General features: G+C 72.4%; 19 protein-coding genes and 1 riboswitch. Of the genes, 12 read left to right on the top strand and 7 right to left on the bottom strand.

All coding sequences use genetic code 11. The features are described from left to right. Positions 1–122 precede the first annotated feature (122 nt). The 4 genes from pdhA (at position 123) to ACA361_RS29245 (ending at position 4,168) form a co-directional block, all read left to right on the top strand. Positions 123–1,259, top strand: coding sequence for a pyruvate dehydrogenase (acetyl-transferring) E1 component subunit alpha (gene pdhA, locus ACA361_RS29260; RefSeq protein ID WP_375017209.1), 1,137 nt, complete (start codon positions 123–125; stop codon positions 1,257–1,259). Next, a complete protein-coding gene (locus ACA361_RS29255) occupies positions 1,256–2,284 on the top strand; it encodes an alpha-ketoacid dehydrogenase subunit beta (RefSeq protein WP_375017207.1) in 1,029 nt (342 codons plus the stop codon). Before pdhA ends, ACA361_RS29255 begins: the two co-directional genes overlap by 4 nt. Before the next feature lie 2 nt (positions 2,285–2,286). Then, positions 2,287–3,675 carry a dihydrolipoamide acetyltransferase family protein gene (locus ACA361_RS29250; protein WP_375017440.1) on the top strand — a complete coding sequence of 463 codons (1,389 nt, stop codon included), beginning with the start codon at positions 2,287–2,289 and terminating at the stop codon, positions 3,673–3,675. Between the two features lie 175 nt (positions 3,676–3,850). Next, complete coding sequence (locus tag ACA361_RS29245; RefSeq protein ID WP_375017205.1) at positions 3,851–4,168, top strand: PGPGW domain-containing protein; 318 nt, start codon at positions 3,851–3,853, stop codon at positions 4,166–4,168. A gap of 55 nt (positions 4,169–4,223) precedes the next feature. Here ACA361_RS29245 and ACA361_RS29240 read toward each other — a convergent pair whose 3' ends face one another. The 3 genes from ACA361_RS29240 to ACA361_RS29230 all read right to left on the bottom strand — a co-directional run bounded on the left by ACA361_RS29240 (position 4,224) and on the right by ACA361_RS29230 (position 8,256). Then, positions 4,224–4,454 (bottom strand): DUF6458 family protein, encoded by a 231-nt coding sequence (locus ACA361_RS29240; RefSeq protein ID WP_375017204.1) that lies wholly within the window; start codon positions 4,452–4,454, stop codon positions 4,224–4,226. An 88-nt stretch (positions 4,455–4,542) separates the two neighbouring features. Then, positions 4,543–6,279 (bottom strand): OmpA family protein, encoded by a 1,737-nt coding sequence (locus ACA361_RS29235; RefSeq protein ID WP_375017202.1) that lies wholly within the window; start codon positions 6,277–6,279, stop codon positions 4,543–4,545. A 141-nt stretch (positions 6,280–6,420) separates the two neighbouring features. Next, the gene (locus ACA361_RS29230) at positions 6,421–8,256 is read right to left on the bottom strand and encodes an acyl-CoA dehydrogenase (protein WP_375017200.1); all 1,836 of its coding nucleotides are present in this window, start codon (positions 8,254–8,256) and stop codon (positions 6,421–6,423) included. A gap of 255 nt (positions 8,257–8,511) precedes the next feature. On the opposite strand from ACA361_RS29230, the gene ACA361_RS29225 reads away from it, so the two are divergent. The 5 genes from ACA361_RS29225 (at position 8,512) to ACA361_RS29205 (ending at position 13,614) form a co-directional block, all read left to right on the top strand. Then, entirely contained in the window at positions 8,512–9,843 is a 1,332-nt protein-coding gene (locus ACA361_RS29225) for a UDP-glucose dehydrogenase family protein (protein WP_375017198.1), read from the top strand. Between the two features lie 76 nt (positions 9,844–9,919). After that, positions 9,920–9,987: riboswitch (guanidine-III (ykkC-III) riboswitch) on the top strand. A 43-nt stretch (positions 9,988–10,030) separates the two neighbouring features. Next, positions 10,031–10,357, top strand: coding sequence for a DMT family transporter (locus tag ACA361_RS29220; protein ID WP_375017197.1), 327 nt, complete (start codon positions 10,031–10,033; stop codon positions 10,355–10,357). 125 nt (positions 10,358–10,482) lie between these two features. After that, entirely contained in the window at positions 10,483–11,268 is a 786-nt protein-coding gene (locus ACA361_RS29215; protein ID WP_375017195.1) for a sporulation protein, read from the top strand. An 87-nt stretch (positions 11,269–11,355) separates the two neighbouring features. After that, complete coding sequence (locus ACA361_RS29210) at positions 11,356–12,810, top strand: hypothetical protein (RefSeq protein ID WP_375017193.1); 1,455 nt, start codon at positions 11,356–11,358, stop codon at positions 12,808–12,810. A gap of 39 nt (positions 12,811–12,849) precedes the next feature. Then, positions 12,850–13,614, top strand: coding sequence for an SDR family oxidoreductase (locus tag ACA361_RS29205; RefSeq protein ID WP_375017191.1), 765 nt, complete (start codon positions 12,850–12,852; stop codon positions 13,612–13,614). A gap of 10 nt (positions 13,615–13,624) precedes the next feature. Here ACA361_RS29205 and ACA361_RS29200 read toward each other — a convergent pair whose 3' ends face one another. Continuing rightward, the gene (locus ACA361_RS29200) at positions 13,625–14,152 is read right to left on the bottom strand and encodes a rhomboid family intramembrane serine protease (RefSeq protein ID WP_375017189.1); all 528 of its coding nucleotides are present in this window, start codon (positions 14,150–14,152) and stop codon (positions 13,625–13,627) included. Between the two features lie 192 nt (positions 14,153–14,344). Then, on the bottom strand, positions 14,345–14,662 hold the full coding sequence (locus ACA361_RS29195) for a WhiB family transcriptional regulator (protein WP_375017188.1): 318 nt from the start codon (positions 14,660–14,662) through the stop codon (positions 14,345–14,347). 164 nt (positions 14,663–14,826) lie between these two features. On the opposite strand from ACA361_RS29195, the gene ACA361_RS29190 reads away from it, so the two are divergent. Both ACA361_RS29190 and ACA361_RS29185 read left to right on the top strand, forming a co-directional pair. Continuing rightward, entirely contained in the window at positions 14,827–15,303 is a 477-nt protein-coding gene (locus tag ACA361_RS29190) for a GNAT family N-acetyltransferase (protein ID WP_375017438.1), read from the top strand. Between the two features lie 135 nt (positions 15,304–15,438). Next, positions 15,439–16,935: a CHAD domain-containing protein gene (locus tag ACA361_RS29185; RefSeq protein WP_375017186.1), complete on the top strand. Its 1,497-nt coding sequence runs from the start codon at positions 15,439–15,441 to the stop codon at positions 16,933–16,935. A 19-nt stretch (positions 16,936–16,954) separates the two neighbouring features. Here ACA361_RS29185 and ACA361_RS29180 read toward each other — a convergent pair whose 3' ends face one another. Then, positions 16,955–17,881 (bottom strand): NUDIX domain-containing protein, encoded by a 927-nt coding sequence (locus tag ACA361_RS29180; RefSeq protein ID WP_375017184.1) that lies wholly within the window; start codon positions 17,879–17,881, stop codon positions 16,955–16,957. Then, positions 17,874–19,958, bottom strand: a complete 2,085-nt coding sequence (locus tag ACA361_RS29175) for an RNA degradosome polyphosphate kinase (protein WP_375017182.1) — start codon at positions 19,956–19,958, stop codon at positions 17,874–17,876. The genes ACA361_RS29180 and ACA361_RS29175 overlap by 8 nt, the downstream gene beginning before the upstream one ends. Before the next feature lie 208 nt (positions 19,959–20,166). Between ACA361_RS29175 and ACA361_RS29170 the strand changes: the two genes are divergently transcribed. After that, complete coding sequence (locus ACA361_RS29170; protein WP_375017180.1) at positions 20,167–20,577, top strand: gamma-glutamylcyclotransferase family protein; 411 nt, start codon at positions 20,167–20,169, stop codon at positions 20,575–20,577. The last annotated feature ends 17 nt before the right edge of the window (positions 20,578–20,594 follow it).

The raw sequence follows: 20,594 nt of genomic DNA, 5'->3' as shown, positions 1-20,594 counted from the left end.
TGTGATGTCTGCCACGATGGCATTAGCGGCTTTCGTCCCTTTACCAGGGGAGAGCGGAGGCCACTGAGGCCGGCCGGCGAGCGGCGATCCCGCGATCCGGCCCCGAACGAGGAGTGTCATCGATGACGATCGACTCCGTCCGCGGCGCGCCAGCCATCCCGGGGCACGCCGAACCCGAGCTGATCCAGCTGCTCACGCCCGAGGGCGAGCGGATCGAGCATCCGGACTACCCGCTGGACCTCTCCCCCGAGGAGATCCGCGGGCTCTACCGGGACCTGGTCATCGTCCGCCGGTTCGATCTGGAGGCGGTCGCCCTCACCAGGCAGGGCGAGCTCGGAATCTGGGCCTCCCTGCTGGGTCAGGAGGCCGCGCAGATCGGCTCCGGGCGGGCGCTGGGCGAGCACGACATGGTCTTCCCGACGTACCGCGAGCACGGCGTGGCGTGGTGCCGCGAGGTCGAGCCGCTGCGGCTGCTCGGGCTGTTCCGCGGCGTGAACCACGGCGGCTGGGACCCGGCCGAGCACGGCTTCCACCTCTACACGATCGTGATCGGCAGCCAGACGCTGCACGCGACGGGCTACGCGATGGGGATCCAGCGCGACGGGGTGCTCGGCACGCCGTCCGCGGGCGCGACCATCGCCTACTTCGGCGACGGGGCGACGTCGCAGGGGGACGTGAACGAGTCCTTCGTGTTCGCGTCCGTGTTCAACGCGCCGGTCGTGTTCTTCTGCCAGAACAACCAGTGGGCTATCTCCGAGCCCCTGGAGAAGCAGACGCGCATCCCCCTCTACAAGCGCGCCCAGGGGTACGGCTTCCCCGGCCTGCGCGTGGACGGCAACGACGTCTTCGCCTGCCTGGCCGTGACGCGGAAGGCCCTGGAGAACGCCCGTACGGGGCAGGGCCCCACGCTCGTCGAGGCGTACACGTACCGGATGGGCGCCCACACCACCACCGACGACCCCACGCGCTACCGCCTCAAGGCCGAGGAGGAGGCGTGGAAGCTCAAGGACCCGATCGAGCGGGTCAAGGCCCACCTCGTCCGCGGCGACATGGCCGACCCCGCGTTCTTCGAGAAGGTCGAGCAGGAGGCCAAGGAGTACGCGGCCGAGCTGCGCCGGCAGTGCCTGGCGCTGCCGGACCCGGGACCGCTGGACATCTTCGACCACGTGTACGCGGAGCCGCATCCGCTGATGACCGAGGAGCAGGAGCAGTTCGCCGCCTATCTGGCGTCCTTCGAGGGGGAGGAAGAGCGGTCATGACCGAGACGATGGCGTCCGGTACCGCGCGTACCGCGCGTACCGGGGAGACCGAGACCCTCACGCTGGCCAGGGCGCTGAACCAGGGCATGCGCAGGGCCATGGAGGACGACCCCAAGGTCCTGATCATGGGCGAGGACGTCGGCAAGCTCGGCGGCGTCTTCCGGGTGACCGACGGGCTGCAGAAGGACTTCGGCGAGGAACGGGTGATCGACACCCCGCTCGCCGAGTCGGGCATCGTCGGCACCGCGATCGGGCTGGCCCTGCGCGGCTACCGGCCGGTCGTCGAGATCCAGTTCGACGGGTTCGTGTTCCCGGCGGCCGACCAGATCATCACCCAGCTGGCGAAGATGCACCTGCGGTCGCTCGGGAAGCTCTCGCTGCCGGTCGTCGTCCGCATCCCGTGCGGCGGCGGCATCGGGGCCGTGGAGCACCACAGCGAGTCGCCGGAGAACTACTTCGTCCACACGGCGGGGCTGCGGGTGGTGGCCTGCTCCAACCCGGCCGACGCGTACACGATGATCCAGCAGTCGATCGCCTCGCCCGACCCGGTGATCTTCTTCGAGCCGAAGCGCCGCTACTGGGAAAAGGCGCCCGTCGAGCTGGACGCGCCCGGCGCCCCGCTGCACGAGGCGCGGGTGGTCCGGCCCGGCGGCGACGCGACGCTGCTGGCGTACGGGCCGGCGGTCAAGACGTGCCTGGAGGCCGCCGCGGCGGCCGAGGCCGACGAGGGCCGCTCGCTGGAGGTCATCGACCTCCGCTCACTCAACCCCCTCGACATCGGCACGGTCGTGGAGTCGGTGAACCGCACCGGGCGCTGCGTGGTCGTCCACGAGGCGCCGGTGTTCGGCGGCTACGGCGGCGAGCTGGCCGCCCGGGTGACCGAGAAGTGCTTCTACCGGCTGGAGTCGCCGGTGCTGCGCGTCGGCGGCTTCTCGACGCCGTACCCGCCGTCCCGGCTGGAGGACCACTACCTGCCCGACCTCGACCGCATCCTGGGCGCGGTCGACCGTACGTTCGCGTGGTGACCATGAAGCAGTTCAAGCTGCCCGACGTGGGCGAGGGGCTGACCGAGGCCGAGATCGTCAAGTGGCACGTGGCGCCGGGCGACGCGGTCGAGGTCAACCAGACGATCGTGGAGATCGAGACCGCCAAGGCCATCGTGGAGCTGCCGTGCCCGTACGAGGGCGTGGTGGCCGAGCTGCTGGTGTCCGAGGGCGAGACGGTGGACGTCGGCGTGCCGATCATCTCGGTGGACGACGGCACGGCACCGGCCGCCGCCTCGGACTCGGGCGCGGGCGCGGTCTCGGAACGGGCCGAGGCGCTCAAGGAGGACCTCGTCCCGGCCGCCGAGGAGCCGGGGACCGTGACGCCGGACGCGCCCAAGCGGCAGCCGGTGCTCGTCGGCTACGGCGTGAAGGAGGGGGCGACCAAGCGGCGCCCGCGCAGGCCCGCCAACGGCAGCGCGGCCGCGCCTCCCGCCGCTCCCGCCGCTCCCGCACCGGCCGCGGCGCCCGTTCCGGCGCCCCGTCCACAGCCTGTGGACAACCCGCTGCCGCTGGCCAAGCCGCCCGTACGGAAGCTGGCCAAGGACCTCGGCGTGGACCTCACGTCGATCACCGGCAGCGGCCCGCACGGCTCGATCACCCGGGACGACGTCCACGCCGCCGGCCGGTCCGCCGCCCCCGCCGCCGCTCCTGCCGTGCCGCAGGAGGACGAGGAGAGGATCCCCGTCAAGGGCGTCCGCAAGGCCACCGCCGCGGCGATGGTGAACTCCGCGTTCACCGCCCCGCACGTCACCGAGTTCCTCCAGGTGGACGTGACGGAGACGGTCGAGGCGGTACGGCGGCTGCGCGGGTTCCCCGAGTTCGCCGAGGTCAAGGTGTCGCCGCTGCTGCTGGTCGCCAAGGCGCTGATCACGGCGGCCGGCCGGCACCCGATGGTCAACGCCCGCTGGGAGGAGACCCCGTCCGGCGCCGAGATCGTGGTCGGCCGGCGGATCAACCTCGGCATCGCGGCGGCGACCGACCGGGGCCTGATCGTCCCGAACGTGAAGGACGCGCAGGACCTGTCGCTGCCCGCGCTCGCCACGGCGCTGAACGAGCTGGCGGCGACCGCGCGGGCGGGCAAGGCGAGCCCGGCCGACCTCTCCGGCGGCACGATCACGATCACCAATGTGGGCGTGTTCGGGGTGGACACCGGCACCCCGATCATCACGCCCGGCGAGTCGGCGATCCTGGCGCTCGGCCAGATCCGCGACATGCCGTGGGTGCACGAGGGCGAGCTGGCGATCCGCAAGGTCACCACGCTGGCGCTGTCGTTCGACCACCGGGTGATCGACGGTGAGCTGGGCTCCAGGGTGCTGCGCGACGTGGGCGACATGCTGGCCGACCCGCTGCGCATCCTCGCCTGGAACTGATCCGCGGGAGGGCCCCGCACGGCCCGTACGCCCCGTACGGCCGCGCGGTCACGGTACGCCGTGGCCGCGCGGCCGGCGGTGACGATGGTCACAATCGCCCGTCATGCGATCTTTCGCGGCGTTCGCGGGGTCTCAGTCAGTAAGGCACCGTAACCCGACGCCCGCAGGAGGCCGCGTGACCGCCGTCGCACCCGACCGCCCCGCCACCACCGTGACCGGCCGGGCCGAGCTCGTCCCCGTACCGGAGCCCGAGAAGAGGCCGCGGTCCGGGGCCGTCCGGCTGGCGCGCAAGATCGGCGTCACCATCGCGGGCCTCGCGCTGATCGTCGCGGGCATCGTCATGCTGGTGATCCCCGGACCCGGCGTGGTCGCGATCCTGGCCGGGATCGGGCTGCTGGGCACCGAGTTCCCCGCCGCCCGCCGGGTGAGCGAGCGGCTGAACGGGTACCTCCGCGCCGCATGGCGCAAGATCCGGCGCCGCAAGGACGCGTAGGGCACTGGGAGCGCCGGGGGCATCGGCGGCGCCGCGGGCGCCGCCCGATCGCCCGTCAGGGCTGGTTGTCGCCGTTGTAGAGGCGGTCGTTGTCGTGCCCTCCCGCGTTCCGGCTCTGCATCCGGGACATCATCAGCAGCTGGAGGGCGAACGACGCCCCGCCGACGATGATGAGGATGACCCCGATGACGTGGATGTCCACCGGATCGGTCATCGCGTCCTCCGCGATCGCGAACTTGAGGATCAGCCCGAGGGTGATCGTGAAAATGCTGACGCCGACACCCATGCGATGACCTCCGCCGGACGAACCATGGTCGTGTTCTTTAACTATCCGCCAGGGTCGTTCGCCACACGTGGCCCGAGGGACCGGTGGTTCAGGAGACCGGAACCGCGTCGATTTTTCCGAACGGCCCCGCGTCGAAGACGACGCTCGTGACGTTCCCCGGCGGGGCCGGTAGGTAGACGAAGCCGCGGGCGGGCGCGTTCACCGCCGTGCGGAACGTGCCGCGCCCGGGGTCGACGTACGTGGCGCTGTTGGCGGCGGGCGGCCCGACCCGTACGGCGCGGTAGACGTCCGTACCGCCCTTGACCCGCACGGAGAACGCGGTGAACGCGCCGCCGAGGTAGTCCTCGTGCGGGTAGACGGCGTCCGGCGGGATCGTCCCGGGACCCTGGTTCACGATGTCGAAGACCGCGACGAGGTACGCGCCGTCGCGGTAGAAGGGCTTCACGTCGATCCGCCGCTTCGCGCCCGCGAAGCTCGCGGAACGGCTGGCGACGGTGGCGCCGTCCTCGGCGCGGAACTCCGCCGGGCGGCCGGATGCGGCCGCGGGTGAGGCGGGCGCCGCCGGTGACGCCGTCCCCGTCCCGGTGGCCGGCTGCCGCACGTTGTAGGCGATCTCCACGCGCCGGTTGCGGGACCGGGCCGCGGCGTCGCCCGTCCCGCCCTCCTTGGCGATCAGCTCGGCCTCGCCGCGTCCCTGGGCGGTGTAGGTGTACGAGCCGCCGAGCCGGGCCTTCAGCTCCTTCTCGACGGTCTTGGCGCGGTCCCCGGACAGCTTGAGGTTCGCGGCGTCCGCGCCCTCGCTGTCGGTGTGGCCGCTGATCGTGATCGGCCCCCTGGCCGGGTCGGCCTTCTGCCTGAGCTCCTGCGCGGCCTGGTCGAGCAGCTCCTTGGCGCGTCCCGACGGCTTGGCCGTGCCCTTGTCGAAGAGCGCGTCGGCCCGCAGGTTGACCTTCACGTCCGTGTTGCCGGCGATCACGTCCCTGGTGGCGCCCTCGGTGACGTCGTACAGGTCGACCGGGTTCCCGGGCGTCGCCGCGGTCCCCGCGGCGGCCGCCGTGCCGGTCACGGGGACGCCGGTGAACTCCCCGGCGGTGCCGTTCACGAGCACGGTCAGCTTCTGCGCCGTCGCCGGCAGGGCCGGGAACCCGGCCGCCAGCTCCCGCGTGACGCCCGGCGCGAACTGCTCGACCGCCGGACTCGGCACGGGCGGCGTGGGCGTGGGCGTCCCGGACGGCGACGGCGACGGGGACGGGGTCCGGGACGAGCCCGCCGAGGACGTCGCCGACGGTGTGGAGGACGGGCTCGACGACGTGGAGCCGGACGATGTCGGCGCGGCGTGCGCGACCCTCTCGGCGCGCGCGGTCAGCGGCGCCCCCGGCGACCCGGGCGTGGTGGCGCCCGGCACCGCGGGCGTCGTCGGCGCCCCGGGCGCCCCTGGAGCCCCGGGCACGCCGGGCGTCGCGGGCGCCCCCGGCACCGGCGGCGCCGGGGACGTGCTCGCGGCGATCGGCCGGTAGAGCCTGCGGCCCACGGGATCGAGCAGGCTCACCGCGAACGGCACGGACTTCGCGGCGGTGTCCAGCGACGTGACGGCGTACCGCAGCACGGTCTGGGCGCCGCGCCGTTCGAGCGCCCTGATCTCGACGCGGGCGTGCAGGCCGTCCGCCCCGCCGTACCAGCCCTCCCTGGCCAGGCCGCCGGCGGCGGCGTTCGCGCCGGCGGCGCCCGCCCGGGGCGGGTCCACCTTGCGCGGTGAATCGTCCGCCGTGCATCCGGCGGCCGCCGTCAGGACGGCGAGGACGACCAGGAGTCTGCGAGCCGGCATGGGGGTCAGCGTATAGATCCGGCGCCGCCGCGGCACTAGTGCGAGCCCCGTACGAAACGGGACGCCCCCGGCACCGCACGGGCGCCGGGGGCGTTCCTGTTCCAGTCCGCGGGAAGCGGTACCGGGGGCTGTGAGGGCGACTCAGAAAGCCGACTCGGGCAGCTCCATCACGTCGAGCGTGGTGTTCTCGGCGATGGCGCGCTCGGCGGCCAGGCGGGGCAGCACGGTGGCGCAGAAGAACTGCGCCGCGGCGACCTTGCCGGTGTAGAAGTCGCGGTCGGCGGGCGAGACGTCGGCGCCGTCCAGCTTGGCCAGGGCGACCTCGGCCTGGCGGCACAGCAGCCAGGCGACGATCAGGTCGCCGAGGGCGAGCAGGAAGCGGCTGCCGTTCAGGCCGACCTTGTAGATCTCCTTCGGCGCCTCCATGGAGCCGAGCGCCCACCCGATCATCGGGTTCAGGATGCCCTGGACGTCCTCCAGGCCCTGGGAGAGGAGCGCGCGCTCGTTCTTGAGGCGGCCGTTGCCGGCCTCGCTCCCGGCGAACGCCTTGATCTCGCCGGCGAGGTGCTGGAGCGCCGCGCCGTTGTCGCGCAGGATCTTGCGGAAGAACAGGTCCTGGCCCTGGATCGCGGTGGTGCCCTCGTACAGGGTGTCGATCTTGGAGTCCCGGATGTACTGCTCGATCGGGTACTCCTGGAGGAAGCCGGAGCCGCCCAGCGTCTGCAGCGACTCGGCGCCCAGCAGCGCGTAGGCGCGCTCCGAGCCGAAGCCCTTGACGACCGGCAGCAGCAGGTCGTTCAGCTTCTCGGCCAGCTCGTCCTTGCGGCCCTCGTGCTCGGCGACCTGCACGGCGTCCTGGTACGAGGCGGTCAGCAGGACCAGCGCCCGCATGCCCTCGGCGTACGCCTTCTGGGTCATCAGGCTGCGCCGCACGTCCGGGTGGTGGGTGATGGTGACCCGGGGCGCGGTCTTGTCGGTCATCTGCGTCATGTCGGCGCCCTGGACGCGCTCCTTGGCGTACTCCAGCGCGTTCAGGTAGCCGGTGGACAGGGTGGCGATGGCCTTGGTGCCGACCATCATCCGGGCGTACTCGATCACCAGGAACATCTGCTTGATGCCCTCGTGCACGTCGCCGACCAGGTAGCCGACGGCGGGGTGCTTCTCGCCGAAGGTGAGCTCGCAGGTCGTGGAGACCTTCAGGCCCATCTTCTTCTCGACGTTGGTGACGTAGGCGCCGTTGCGCTCGCCCAGCTCACCGGTCTCCAGGTCGACCATGTACTTCGGCACGAGGAACATCGACAGGCCCTTGGTGCCGGGGCCTGCGCCCTCGGGGCGGGCGAGCACCAGGTGGAAGATGTTCTCGGACATGTCGTGCTCGGCCGAGGTGATGAAGCGCTTGACGCCCTCGATGTGCCACGTTCCGTCGGGCTGCTGGACGGCCTTGGCCCGGCCGGCGCCGACGTCGGAGCCGGCGTCCGGCTCGGTCAGCACCATCGTGGCGCCCCACTGCCGCTCCAGCGCCAGCTCGGCGAACCGCTTCTGGTCCTCGGTCCCGATCTGCCACAGGATCTGGGCGAAGCCGGGGCCCGAGGAGAACATGTAGACGGCCGGGTTGGAGCCCAGCACCTGCTCGGCCAGCGCCCAGGTCAGGCTGCGGGGGGCGCCGGTGCCGCCGAAGGCCGGGGCGAGGTCGACGCGGTACCACTCGGCGTCCATCCACGCCTGGTACGACTTCTTGAAGCTCTCCGGCATGGCGACGGTGCCGGTCGCGGGGTCGAACACCGGCGGGTTGCGGTCGGCGTCCGCGAACGACTCGGCCAGCGGGCCCTCGGCGAGGCGGTTCACCTCGGCGAGCATGTCCCGCGCGGTCTCCTCGTCAAGCTCGGCGTACGGACCGGTGCCGAGCAGCTCCTGGCGGCCGAAGACCTCGAAGAGGTTGAACTCCAGGTCCCGGAGGTTGCTCTTGTAGTGCCCCATGAACACTCCGTCTGGTTCCGGCGGCGCTCGTGGGCCCCGCATCTACTGGTCGGTAACTCGACATCATGCTACCCGCTGGTAACCACGCACAACCCACAACCGTACGGGAGATTTAAGACACGGCTTGGCTATTCGCCCTTACCTCGCCGCCCCCGGCCAACACCGGTCCATATCCGCGCCAAGGAAGAGGACAGGACGGCGCGCTGGCGGAGGCGGGGCGAGCGGATCGGGGCGGTGATCCGATAGGTGAAGGGCATGGATTCGACGGGGATGCCGAGCCTCACCGTGCTCGGCACCGGGTACCTGGGGGCGACGCACGCGACCTGCATGGCCGTGCTCGGCGCCGAGGTCATGGGCGTGGACGTGGACGAGCGCAGGATCGCAAGGCTGGCCGCGGGCGAGCTGCCGTTCTTCGAACCCGGCCTGCCCGAACTGCTGGCCAAGGCGCTGGACTCGGGACGGCTGCGGTTCACGACGTCCTACGAGGAGGCGGGCGCGTTCGGCGACGTGCACTTCGTGTGCGTCGGCACGCCGCAGCGGCCCGGCTCCGACGCCTGCGACCTCTCGTACGTGGACGCGGCCGTGCGCTCCCTCGCGCCGCACCTGGAACGGCGCGCGCTCGTGGTCGGCAAGTCGACCGTCCCGGTCGGGACGGCGGCGCGGCTGGCCCCGGTGCTGCGCGAGCTGGCACCCGCCGGCACGGACGTGGAACTGGCCTGGAACCCGGAGTTCCTGCGCGAGGGCCACGCCGTGGACGACACGACCCGGCCCGACCGGCTGGTGTTCGGCGTCGCCTCGGACTGGGCGGAGGAACGGCTGCGCGCCGCGTTCCGGCCGCTGCTGGAGCAGGGCGTCCCGGTGGTCACCACCGATCCCGCCACCGCCGAGCTGGCCAAGGTGGCGGCGAACGCGTACCTGGCCACCAAGATCTCGTTCATCAACGCGATGGCCGAGGTCTGCGAGGCCGCCGGCGCGGACGTGGCGGACCTCGCGGCCGCGCTGGCGCCGGACGCGCGGATCGGCGGCGCGTGCCTGCGGCCCGGGCTCGGCTTCGGCGGCGGCTGCCTGCCCAAGGACATCCGCGCGTTCGCGCACCGCGCCGAGGAGATCGGCGCCGGCCGGGCGGTGGCGTTCCTGCGCGAGGTCGACGCGATCAACCGGCGGCGCCGGGCCCGCACCGTCGACCTGGTCCGCGAGCTGCTGGACGGGCGGGTCTGCGGGGCGCGGATCGCGGCGTGGGGCGCGGCGTTCAAGCCCAACTCCGACGACGTGCGCGACGCGCCCGCGCTCGACGTCGCCCGCACGCTGCACGGCCTGGGCGCCCACGTGCGGGTCTTCGACCCGGCCGCGCTGGACAACGCCCGCCGCGCGTTCCCCGAGCTGCGGTACGGGCGCAGCGCGCTGGACGCGGCGCGCGACGCGGACGTGGTGGTGCTGCTCACCGAGTGGGCGGACTTCCGCGCGGTCGAGCCGGACGCGCTGGCCGGGGTGGTCGCGCACCGGCGGATCGTGGACGGCCGGCACGCGCTGGACGCGGCGCGCTGGCGGGCCGCCGGCTGGGAGTACCGCGCCCTGGGGCGGGCCTGAGCGGGGACGGGCCTGAGCAGGGACGGCCTGGGCGGGGACGGGGAATGCCCGCCCCGGAACCCCTTGTTAGTCTGGTGATGAGGGCCCGTGAAGGCCCTCCCGGACGAGGTGCGCGCCGTACCCGGCAGGCGAAGACGGTGCGCGGTCACGACACCGCACGCACGCCGCCTCTCCGGGAGGAAAGATCATGGCCTGGTTCCTCGTCGTCGCCGCCGGTCTCTTCGAGGTCGCGATGGCCCTGTGCCTCAAGCAGAGCAAGGGCTTCTCCGAGCCGCTGCCCGCGGTCGGCTTCCTCGCGTTCGCGATCATCAGTTTCGGGCTGCTCACCGTCGCGCTGAAGGACCTGGAGGTCGGCACCGCGTACGCCGTCTGGGTCGGCATCGGCGCGGTCGGCACCGCCGCGCTCGGCATGCTGTGGATGGGCGACCAGGTCACGCCGCTCAAGCTCGGCGCGCTCGCGCTGATCATCATCGGCGTCGTCGGGCTCAACCTCGCCGGCGGCGGCGCGCACTGACGGCCGCACTGACGTGGCCGTTCTCGGCCATCTCCTGGTGGATCTTCACGTGGAACGTAATCTCCCGAAACAACGTCTATGGGGCGAGGACGACGAAAGAGGCGTCCGAAACACGGGAGGAACCCTTGGTCTTCAAGAAGCTCATGCAGGCGGCCGGCGTCGGGGGCCCGCAGGTGGAGACGGTCCTGCACAGCTCGAGCGTCAAGCCCGGCGGAACCGTCACCGGTGAGGTGACGCTCATCGGAGGCAAGCACGACTCCGACATCAAGGGCGTGTACCTGGCGCTGAAGACGCGGGTCGAGGTCGAGTCCGGGGACAGCGAGCACCGGACCGACCTGGAGTACGCCAAGATGCCGATCGCGGGCTCGTTCGAGCTCGACGACGACGCGCGCTACAGCATCCCGTTCGAGATGCCGATCCCGTGGGAGGCGCCGATCACGCACTTCTACGGCCGGCCGCTGATCGGCACCACCGTCGGCGTCGCGACCGAGCTGGAGGTGGCGCGGGCGGTGGACGCGACCGACCTCGACCCGATCCAGGTCCACCCGCTGCCCGCCCAGGAGCGCCTCCTCACGGCCTTCGCCAACCTCGGCTTCCGCTACCACAGCGCCGACTGCGAGAAGGGCCGCATCTGGGGCGTGAAGCAGCAGCTGCCCTTCTACCAGGAGATCGAGTTCTACCCGCCGCCGCAGTACAGCCGCGGCATCAAGGAGCTCGAGGTCACGTTCGTGGCCGGGCCGTCCTCGATGGAGGTCGTGCTGGAGCTCGACAAGCGCGGCGGCGCGTTCACCGAGGGGCACGACTCGTTCAGCCGCTTCGTGGTCGACTACGCCACCGTCGAGCAGACCGACTGGGAGAAGCAGCTCGACGGCTTCCTGCAGCAGGCGGGCAAGCGCAAGGGCTTCTTCTAACCGCGGCCTGAGACGCGGCGGCCAAGGCCCGGGGGGACGCCCCCGGGCCTTGATCATTCATAGGGTGACCACGTAGAAAGAGGGTCCGTGGCAGAACCCCCGGGGCTGAGTGACGCGGAACGACGGCTGTGGCGGGCCTTTCCCACCGGAACGGTGGTGGCGCTGGGCGACGAGGCGCCCGCCGGGCCGGACCCGGACCGCATCGTCCGGGCGGAGGTGATCTCCCAGCTGCTGCTGGGGGCGTGCGAGCCGCGCAGCGGCTTCGTCCCCGCGGTCCGGCTCAGCGGCGCGTACGTCATCGGGCCGCTCGACCTGTCGGGCGGCACCGTCGAGTACGAGCTGCGGCTGACCCACTGCCGGCTCGCCGAGGCGCCCGACCTCTCCAACGCGCAGGCCCGCCAGCTGCGGCTGTCGAACTGCCGCATGCCGGGCTTCGACGGCGGCGGGCTGCGCGCCGACGGCTACCTCAGCCTGTCCGGCTCGGAGATCGGCGGGCCGGTACGGCTGCCGCGCGCCCAGCTCACGGGCGGCCTCCGGATGAACGGCACGAAGGTGTCCACCACCGAGCCGGCCGACTGGGCGCTGTTCGCCGGCGGGATGGTGGTCGAGGTCGGGTTCTTCGCCCGCGAGTGCGAGATCACCGGCGGGATCCGGCTGGTCGGCGCCCGGCTGAACGGCGGGCTGTGGATGGAGGACGCCGTCCTCGCCAACCCCGGCCGGCTCGCCGTCGACGCGCAGAACATGGTCGTCGAGGACGCCGCCGAGTTCAGCCGCGCCACGATCACCGGCACCGTGCGGCTGCGCAGCGCACGGATCAACGGGCTGCTGTCGTTCACCCGGTCCCGGCTCGACTCGGGCACGGCCGGCCGGATGGCGCTGCACGCCAGCCACATGCAGTGCGACGAGCTGCTGCTGTGGCCCGCCGAGAAGATCAAGGGAACGGTCGCGCTGTCGTACTCCCGGATCAACCTGATCATGGACCATCCGGACATCTGGCCGGACGAGCTGTGGCTGAACGGGCTGACGTACGAGACCCTGCGCGGCGGCCGGTTCAAGGACCGGCTGAGCTGGATCTCCCGCGACAAGGAGTTCCACACCCAGCCGTACGAGCAGCTCAGCGCCTGGTACCACGGCATCGGCCACGACGACCTGGCGCGCAAGGTGCAGCTGGCCAAGATGCGCGTGCGGCGCCGCAACGTCCACCCGGTAGGCCGCGCCTGGAACGTGCTGCTCGACTGGACGGTCGGGTACGGCTACCGGCCGTGGCTGGCGTTCGCGTGGTTCGGCGTCCTGGTCGGGATCGGGACGCTCGTCTTCTCCGCCCATCCCCCCAGGTCCATCAAGCCGGGCGACGAACGGCCGGACTTCCACGCGTTCGTGTACACGCTCGACCTGCTCATCCCGATCGACACGTTCGGGCAGCAGCAGGCGTACGACCCGCAGGGCTGGTCGCGGTGGGTCGCGTACGCGCTGGTCGCCACCGGCTGGATCCTGGCCACCGCGCTCATCGCCGGGGTCACCCGCGTGCTGCGCCCCAACTGATGGCGCGCGGCCCCTCGCGGAAGAGGAGAATGGGGCGCCATGGGCATGTATCTGATCACGGGGGCGACCGGCGGCATCGGCGCGGCGACCGCGGGCCTGCTCGCCGAGCGCGGGCACGACCTCCTCCTCGCGGGCCGTTCGGCGGAACGGCTCAACGACGTGAACCGGCGGATCACCTCGGGCGCGCACGCCGCCACCCAGCTGATCGTCCGGGACCGCAACGGGGACCCGGGGGCGGTCCGCACGAGTTCCCCTCGCGGCACCACCCGCGCCGTCACGCTCGACCTGACCGAGCCCCGCCGGCTGGAGGCGGCGCTCGCCGAGGCCGGGCTGCCGGACCGGCTGGACGGCGTGGTCCACAGCGCCGGGATGGTGGACCTCGGCGCGGTGGCCGAGCAGGACGTCGACCACTGGATCGACCAGCTCATGATCAACCTGGTGTCGGCGGCGGAGCTGACCCGCATCCTCCTCCCGGCGCTGCGCGCCGCGGGAGGGCACCTCGTCTTCGTCAACTCCACCGCGGGCCTGCGCGCCAACCCGAAGTGGTCGGCGTACGCGGCGAGCAAGTACGGCCTGCGCGCCCTCGCCGACTCCCTCCGCGCGGAGGAGCCGTCCCTGCGCGTGACGACGGTCTACCCGGGCCGTACCGCCACGGAGATGCAGCGGAAGGTGCACGCGCAGGAGGGCCGCGCGTACGACGCCGCGAAGTTCACCGACCCGGCCACGGTCGCCCGCGTGATCGTCAACGCGCTGGAGACCCCGGCGGACGCGGTCGTGGCGGACGTCACCATCCGGCCGCGCTGAGCCCGCGGGCTCAGGCTTCCACGGCGCGGCGGTCGGGCCCGCGCCGCAGCACCCAGGACCCGAGCACCCCGCCGATCAGCCCGAACAGGTGCCCCTGCCAGGAGATGGACGGGTCGCTGGGCAGCACTCCGAAGATCATGGTGCCGTACAGCAGCACCACCCCGGCCGCGATGGCCAGGTCGAGCAGCCGCCGCTCGAACAGCCCCCGGCCGAGCAGGTAGCCGAAGAAGCCGAAGATCAGGATGCTGGAGCCGAGCGTGTTCGCCGAGCTGAGGAACCACACTCCCAGCCCGCCCACCACGATGATGATGAGGCTGGCGACCAGGAACTTGGCGATCCCCCGTACGGCGGCCAGGAAGCCGAGGATCACGAACGGCACGGTGTTGCCGATCAGGTGCCCGAACCCGCCGTGCATGAACGGCGCGGTGAAGACGTCGGTCAGGTCGCTCACGTCGTGCGGCCGGATCCCGTAGTCGTCGAGGGCTCCGCCCATCACGTAGTCGGCGATCTCCAGCACCCACATCCCGGCGGTGACCACTCCGACGATGATGGCCGCCGTGACCGCCCGCGCCCCGTGCGTGGCGAGCCCTTCGGAACGATGCTGGGAACGGTTCTGCCCGGGTACCTGTGGATAGCCCATATCTCGCCCGCCGTTGGTTCGTCGATCCCGTCCCGTCATTATCCGCAACGATTGACGAGATCGCATAGTGCCGAAGGACGGAACGGGCCGCTACGCCGCCACGTCGCCGATGTCGCCGCGGACCTCGATGACGGGGAGGCGGCGGCGGGGCGGGGCCTCGGCGGAGCGGCGGAGGAGGCGGCGCTCCTCGGGCGTGGTGCCGCCCCAGATGCCGTCGGGCTCGCCCACGCGCAGCGCCCAGGAGAGGCAGTCGGCGGTCACCGGGCAGTTGGCGCAGATGGCCTTGGCCGCGCGTTCCTGCTCGCGCAGGATCGGCGCCGAGTAGCCGATCGGGAAGAACAGGTCCGGGTCGGCGCCGCGGCAGATGGCCTGGTCGCTCCAGTGTTCCTCGTTCTCGACGTGCTGCATGGCTGACTCCCTGTGGCGTCGTCGCTGACGCCGGGCAAGCTGGGGTGGGTTCGTACAACACAGCGTAGTACTACGACCTGTAGTACTACAACTCGTTGGCCACCCGGACGATACGGCCCGGCGGACCTCCGGATAGCCTGTGTGACGTGCGGCGTGATCAAGAAGTGACCTTCCGCGAGGCCGGCCGTGACGATCTCCCGGCGATCGTCCGGCTGCTGGCCGACGATCCGCTCGGCGCGACCCGCGAGTCGGCGGGCGAGGTCATCCCGGCGGCGTACTTCGACGCGTTCGACGCCATCGACAAGGACCCCAACAACGCCGTCATCGTGGCGGAGGTCGACGGGTCCATCGCGGGCACGCTGCAGCTCACCTACATCCCCGGACTGACGTACACCGGCGGCGAGCGCGCCCAGATCGAGGGCGTGCGGGTCGCCGCCGAGCACCGCGGCGGCGGGATCGGCCAGTTCCTCATCGGCTGGGCCATCGAGCGCGCCCGCGAGCGCGGCTGCCGGGTGGTGCAGCTCACCACCGACCGCCAGCGCCCCGAGGCGGTCCGCTTCTACCAGAAGATGGGCTTCCGGCCGTCCCATATGGGGATGAAGTATCACCTCAGAGACGGTGCCCAAACCGGCGATCTCTGACCGGGGCCGACGGTCCCGCCCGCCCGGGACCTTCGTCACGGCGGCGGCACCTCTCTATTTCTGTTCACCCTGCCGTGGAATGCTGGTCACGCAGGTGTGGTAACCAGCGCCGACGCGTGTAGGAGGACCCGTATCGTGGCCGTGAAGCATGTCGAGATCGAGCGCAAGTACGACGCCGCCGCCGATTTCACCGTCCCCGAGCTGACCGTTCTGCCGGGGGTCGCGGACGTCAGCGCTCCCGAGGTCCACCGGCTGCACGCCACGTACTTCGACACCGCCGACCTGCGGCTGGCCGCGCACGGGATCACGCTGCGGCGGCGGCGCGGCGGGACCGACGCGGGCTGGCACCTGAAGATCCCGGCCGGGCCGGACAGCAAGAGCGAGCTGCGCGCGCCGCTCGGCCGGGCGCAGGCCGTCCCGGGACGGCTGGCCGCGCTGGTCGCGGCGTTCGCTCGCGGGGAGCCGCTGCGGCCGGTGGCCACGCTGGAGACCGACCGCACGGTCGTGCGCCTCCTGGACGACGCGGGCGGCGTCCTCGCCGAGGTCGCCGACGACGCGGTGACCGGCACCGTGCTGGAGGACGGCACGCCGGACGCGTGGCGCGAGATCGAGGTCGAGCTGGCCGACGGCACCCGCGAGCTGCTCAAGGCGGCCGGCAAGCGGCTGCGCAAGGCGGGCGCGAGCCGGGCCGCGTCGGCGTCCAAGCTCGGCCGGCTGCTGAACGGGCAGCTCCCCCGCCCCACCGCGCGCGAGACCGCGGAGCTGGCCCGCGCGGCGACGGCGGCCGACCACCCGACCGCGGGCGACGCGGTGGTCGCGTACCTGGCCGCGCAGGTGCAGGCGCTCCTCACCTACGACCCGAAGGCGCGGCTGGCCGAGTTCGACGCCGTCCACCGGATGCGGGTGGCCACCCGCCGGATCCGCAGCGTCCTGCAGAGCTACCGGCCGCTGCTCGACCGGGAGCGGACCGATCCGCTGCGGCCGGAGCTGAAGTGGCTCGCGGACGCGCTCGGCGAGGTCCGCGACCTGGAGGTGCTGCGGATGCGCTTCACCGAGCGGGTCGAGGGGCTGGACGCGATCGGGGAGCCGGCGTGGCTGGAGGAGCTGGCCCGCCAGGAGCGGTCGGCGTACCGGCGGCTCAACGCGGCGCTCAAGGAGCCGCGCTACTACGCGCTGCTGGACGCCCTCGAAGCGCTCGTCGCCGAGCCGCCGCTGACCCGCCGCGCCGGGCGTACCGCCGAGAGCGAGCTGCCGAAGCTGGTCGTGCGCGCGTGGGGCCGGATGGCGGCGTCGTACGAGGCGATCGCGGTGGCGGACGACCCGGAGACCGCGCGGCACGACACCCGCAAGGACGCCAAGCGCGCCCGGTACGCGGCGGAGGTCGCGGTCGCCGTCCTCGGCGAGCCCGCGACGCGCACCGTCAGGAACGCCAAGCGCCTCCAGGAGGTACTGGGCGACTACCAGGACGGCGTCATCGCCGGCGACCACCTGAAGGCGGCCGCGGCCCGCGCCCGCGACACGGCGGACGCGTTCGGCCTCGGCGTCCTGTACGGCATCGAGCGCTGCGAGGCCGAGGCCGCCCTGGAACGCCTCGAAGGCACCTGGGCGTCCATCCCCGCCCCCGCGTTCTGAACGGGCTCAGCGGGCACGGCTAGGCACTGTGGCGCTCCAGGGCGGCGATGGCGGGGGCGCCGTCCTCGCCGCCCGCCAGGTGCGCCACCCAGAACGAGCCCTTCCGCAGCGCCGGCTCGTCCGGGAGCTTCTCGCCCAGCCGCCGGCACAGCCCGGTGATCAGCTCCGCGACGATCTCGCCGTGGGTGCAGACGATCGCGGGGACGCCGCCGTCGGCCAGTTCGAGCAGCCGGCCGAGGGCCCGCTCGCCGTCGGTGTCGCCGATGGTGAACGCGGCGTCGGTCACGACCGCGGTGCCCATGGCGCGCGCGTACGGCAGCACGGTGTCGAGGCAGCGCGCGGTCGCCGAGCTGACCGGGCGGGACGGCCCGTACGCGCGCAGCAGCGCCGACAGCCGGACCGCCTCGGCGCGGCCGCGGGCGTCGAGGGGCCGCAGCTCGTCGGGTTCCTCCCACGCGCTCTTCTCGCCCGCGGAACCGTGCCGCAGGATGACCAGCGGCCAGGTGTGCGCCGGGCCGGCGGTGAACTCGCGCAGCAGGTCGACGTCGTGCGAGTACGAGAGCCGCTCCGCGGCCTCGTCCACCGGGAGCCACGCGAGGCGGTCGACCTCGTCGTTCGGGACGGTGTGCGCGGACGAGGGCTCCACGCAGCGCGCGGCCCAGTAGTCGACCCGCTTGGGCCGGTCGCGGTGCAGGTAGGAGACCGGCGGCAGCCGCCGGCCGAGCCGGGCCACGAGCCCCGTCTCCTCCTCGACCTCGCGGACGACGGCGCGCAGCACGTGCTCCCCGCCGTCCAGCTTGCCCTTGGGGAACGACCAGTCGTCGTACCGGGGCCGGTGGATCAGCGCCACCTCGGGGCGGCCGCCGGGTCCGTCCCGCCACAGCACGGCACCGGCCGCCCGGACGAGCGCGGGCGGTCCGGCGGATCCGGCTCGGGGGTCAGCCATCGACGGTCCTCCAGCGGCGGCTCTTGACCAGGTGGCTCTGGATGTCGAGCAGCGGGGCGCCGGTCATCGCGGAGCGGCGCGTCCAGGTGCCGTCCTCCTCCAGCCACCACGTCTCGGTGCCGTCGTCCATGGCGCGGTCGAGCAGTTCGAGCAGCTCGGTGAGGTGGCCCTTGTCGGTCACCCGGACCAGGGCCTCCACCCGCCGGTCGAGGTTGCGGTGCATGAGGTCGGCGCTGCCGATCCACACCTCCGGCTCGCCGCCGTTCTCGAACGCGAAGACCCGGGAGTGCTCCAGGAAGCGGCCGAGGACGCTGCGCACCCGGATCGTCTCCGACAGGCCGGGGATGCCGGGGCGCAGCGCGCAGATGCCGCGCACCCAGATGTCGACCGGGACGCCCTCGCGCGCGGCGCGGTAGAGCGCGTCGATGACGACCTCGTCGACCAGCGAGTTGCACTTGATCCGGACGCGGGCCGGGCGGCCCGCCCGGCGGTGCTCGATCTCGTTCTCGATCCGCTGCACCAGCCCCGGCCGCAGGCTCTGCGGCGCCACCAGCAGGCGGCGGTAGGTGTTCTGCCGCGAGTAGCCGGTCAGGTGGTTGAACAGCGCGCTGACGTCCTCGCCGACGGTCGGGTCCGCGGTCAGCAGCCCGAAGTCCTCGTAGAGGCGGGCGGTCTTGGGGTGGTAGTTGCCGGTGCCGATGTGGCAGTAGCGGCGCAGCGAACCGTCGGCCTCCTCCCGGACGACCAGGGCGAGCTTGCAGTGCGTCTTCAGGCCGACGAACCCGTACACGACGTGGCAGCCCGCCTGCTCCAGCTTGCGCGCCCACGCGATGTTGGCGCGCTCGTCGAAGCGCGCCTTGAGCTCGACCACGACGACGACCTGCTTGCCGGCCTCGGCGGCGTCGATGAGCGCGTCCACGATCGGCGAGTCGCCGCTGGTGCGGTAGAGCGTCTGCTTGATCGCCAGGACGCGCGGATCGTCCGCCGCGTCCTCGATCAGCCGTTGCACGGTGGTGGTGAACGAGTCGTACGGGTGGTGGACGAGCACGTCCCGCTCGCGGATGGCGGCGAAGACGTCGGCGTCGGCCGGGAGCGCCTCCTTGGACGGCACGAACGGCGAGTACTTCAGCTCCGGCCGGTCGAGGTCGGCGATCGCCGACATCCCGGCCAGGTCGAGCGGGCCGTCCACCCGGTAGATCTGCCGCTCGTCGATCGCCAGCTCGGTGGTCAGCAGCTCCAGCACGCCGTCGGAGATGGAGTCCTCGACCTCCAGCCGGACCACCGGGCCGAAGCGGCGGCGCAGCAGCTCGCGTTCGAGCGCTTGGAGCAGCCCCTCGCTGATGTCGTCGTCGATCTCCAGGTCCTGGTTGCGGGTGACGCGGAACGCGTGGTGCTCCAGCACCTCCATGCCGACGAACAGCTGGCCGAGGTGCGCCGCGATCACGTCCTCCAGGGGCGTGAACCGGTCGGGGGACGCCTCCAGGAAGCGCGGCAGTACCGGCGGGACCTTGACCCGCGCGAACATCGTGGCGTCCGTCTCGGGGTCGCGCATGATGACCGCGAGGTTGAGGGAGAGTCCGGAGATGTACGGGAACGGGTGCGCGGAGTCGACGACCAGCGGGGTCAGCACCGGGTAGATCCGGTCGCGGAAGAGCCGGCGCATCTGCTCGCGCTCGGTCTCCGACAGCTCGTGCCAGCGCAGCAGCTCGATGCCCTCCTTGCTGAGGGCGGGCAGCAGGTCGTCGCGGAAGGCGGCGGCGTGCCGCAGGGACAGCTCGCGGGCCACGGCGGCGGTGCGTTCGAGGACCTCGCGCGGCTGCCGGCCGCTGGCCGACTGGACGGCGAGGCCGGTGGCCATCCGGCGGGCTAGCCCGGCGACCCTGACCATGAAGAACTCGTCGAGGTTGCTGGCGAAGATCGACAGGAACCGCACCCGCTCCAGCAGCGGGAGCCGGGGGTCCTCGGCCAGCTCCAGGACTCGCTGGTTGAAGCGCAGCCAGCTCTCCTCGCGGTCGAGGAACCGGTCTTCGGGCAGCGCTTCCGCACCGTGAGGGATATGTCCTGGATTGACGCTCATAGAGGTAATGATCCCTGGTCCAGATGAACAGCGGTCGAACAACGATGACAGGGGCGTTTCCGCCATCGGTCAGATACGCGGATCATGCCCACGGTTCCCAATGATCACTCCGGAATCGGGACACCGGCCGGGTCGCACGGGTGAGGGCCCGCGCCGGTGCCCGCGTACGGGCCGTACCCTGCCCGTCCATGAGGGATGTGAACGGGCGATGAACGGGTTGTTCGTCTACGGGACGCTGCGCTTCCCCGAGGTCCTGGAGAGCCTCCTCGGCCGCGTCCCCGCCCTCGCTCCGGCGAGCGTGCGGGGCTGGAGCGTCCGGGCGCTGCCCGGGGAGGTCTTCCCCGGGATGGTGGCCGAGCCCGGCGCCACCGCCGAGGGGGTGCTGATCACCGGTCTCGGCGCGGCGGAGCGGGAGCTGCTGGACGCGTTCGAGGGCGAGCCGTACGAGGTCGTGACCGTCCGGCTGGACGGCGGCGGGGAGGCGCGGGCGTACGCGTGGAGGGGGCCGGCGGAGCCGTACGGGTGGGACGCCGCCCGCTTCGCCGAGCACGACCTGCCGGAGTTCGCCTCCCTGTGCCGCGAGTGGCGCGAGAGCCTCGCGTGCCGACCTGAACATTAGTCGTTGCTTATATAAGT

The organism is Actinomadura sp. 21ATH, assembly GCF_041951345.1.
GTDB lineage: Bacteria > Actinomycetota > Actinomycetes > Streptosporangiales > Streptosporangiaceae > Spirillospora.
Note: the sequence above shows the minus strand (reverse complement) of the source record. Positions and strands in the feature narration are given on the sequence as shown.

What these genes read in the sequence shown, in the direction of transcription:
- ACA361_RS29175 (WP_375017182.1), bottom strand. Translation starts at nt 19,958, where the DNA reads ATGAGCGTCAATCCAGGACATATCCCTCACGGTGCGGAAGCGCTGCCC.
- ACA361_RS29230 (WP_375017200.1), bottom strand. Translation starts at nt 8,256, where the DNA reads ATGGGGCACTACAAGAGCAACCTCCGGGACCTGGAGTTCAACCTCTTC.
- ACA361_RS29240 (WP_375017204.1), bottom strand. Translation starts at nt 4,454, where the DNA reads ATGGGTGTCGGCGTCAGCATTTTCACGATCACCCTCGGGCTGATCCTC.
- ACA361_RS29255 (WP_375017207.1), top strand. Translation starts at nt 1,256, where the DNA reads ATGACCGAGACGATGGCGTCCGGTACCGCGCGTACCGCGCGTACCGGG.
- ACA361_RS29180 (WP_375017184.1), bottom strand. Translation starts at nt 17,881, where the DNA reads ATGGCTGACCCCCGAGCCGGATCCGCCGGACCGCCCGCGCTCGTCCGG.
- ACA361_RS29225 (WP_375017198.1), top strand. Translation starts at nt 8,512, where the DNA reads ATGGATTCGACGGGGATGCCGAGCCTCACCGTGCTCGGCACCGGGTAC.
- ACA361_RS29235 (WP_375017202.1), bottom strand. Translation starts at nt 6,279, where the DNA reads ATGCCGGCTCGCAGACTCCTGGTCGTCCTCGCCGTCCTGACGGCGGCC.
- ACA361_RS29170 (WP_375017180.1), top strand. Translation starts at nt 20,167, where the DNA reads ATGAACGGGTTGTTCGTCTACGGGACGCTGCGCTTCCCCGAGGTCCTG.
- ACA361_RS29250 (WP_375017440.1), top strand. Translation starts at nt 2,287, where the DNA reads ATGAAGCAGTTCAAGCTGCCCGACGTGGGCGAGGGGCTGACCGAGGCC.
- ACA361_RS29220 (WP_375017197.1), top strand. Translation starts at nt 10,031, where the DNA reads ATGGCCTGGTTCCTCGTCGTCGCCGCCGGTCTCTTCGAGGTCGCGATG.
- ACA361_RS29195 (WP_375017188.1), bottom strand. Translation starts at nt 14,662, where the DNA reads ATGCAGCACGTCGAGAACGAGGAACACTGGAGCGACCAGGCCATCTGC.
- pdhA (WP_375017209.1), top strand. Translation starts at nt 123, where the DNA reads ATGACGATCGACTCCGTCCGCGGCGCGCCAGCCATCCCGGGGCACGCC.
- ACA361_RS29205 (WP_375017191.1), top strand. Translation starts at nt 12,850, where the DNA reads ATGGGCATGTATCTGATCACGGGGGCGACCGGCGGCATCGGCGCGGCG.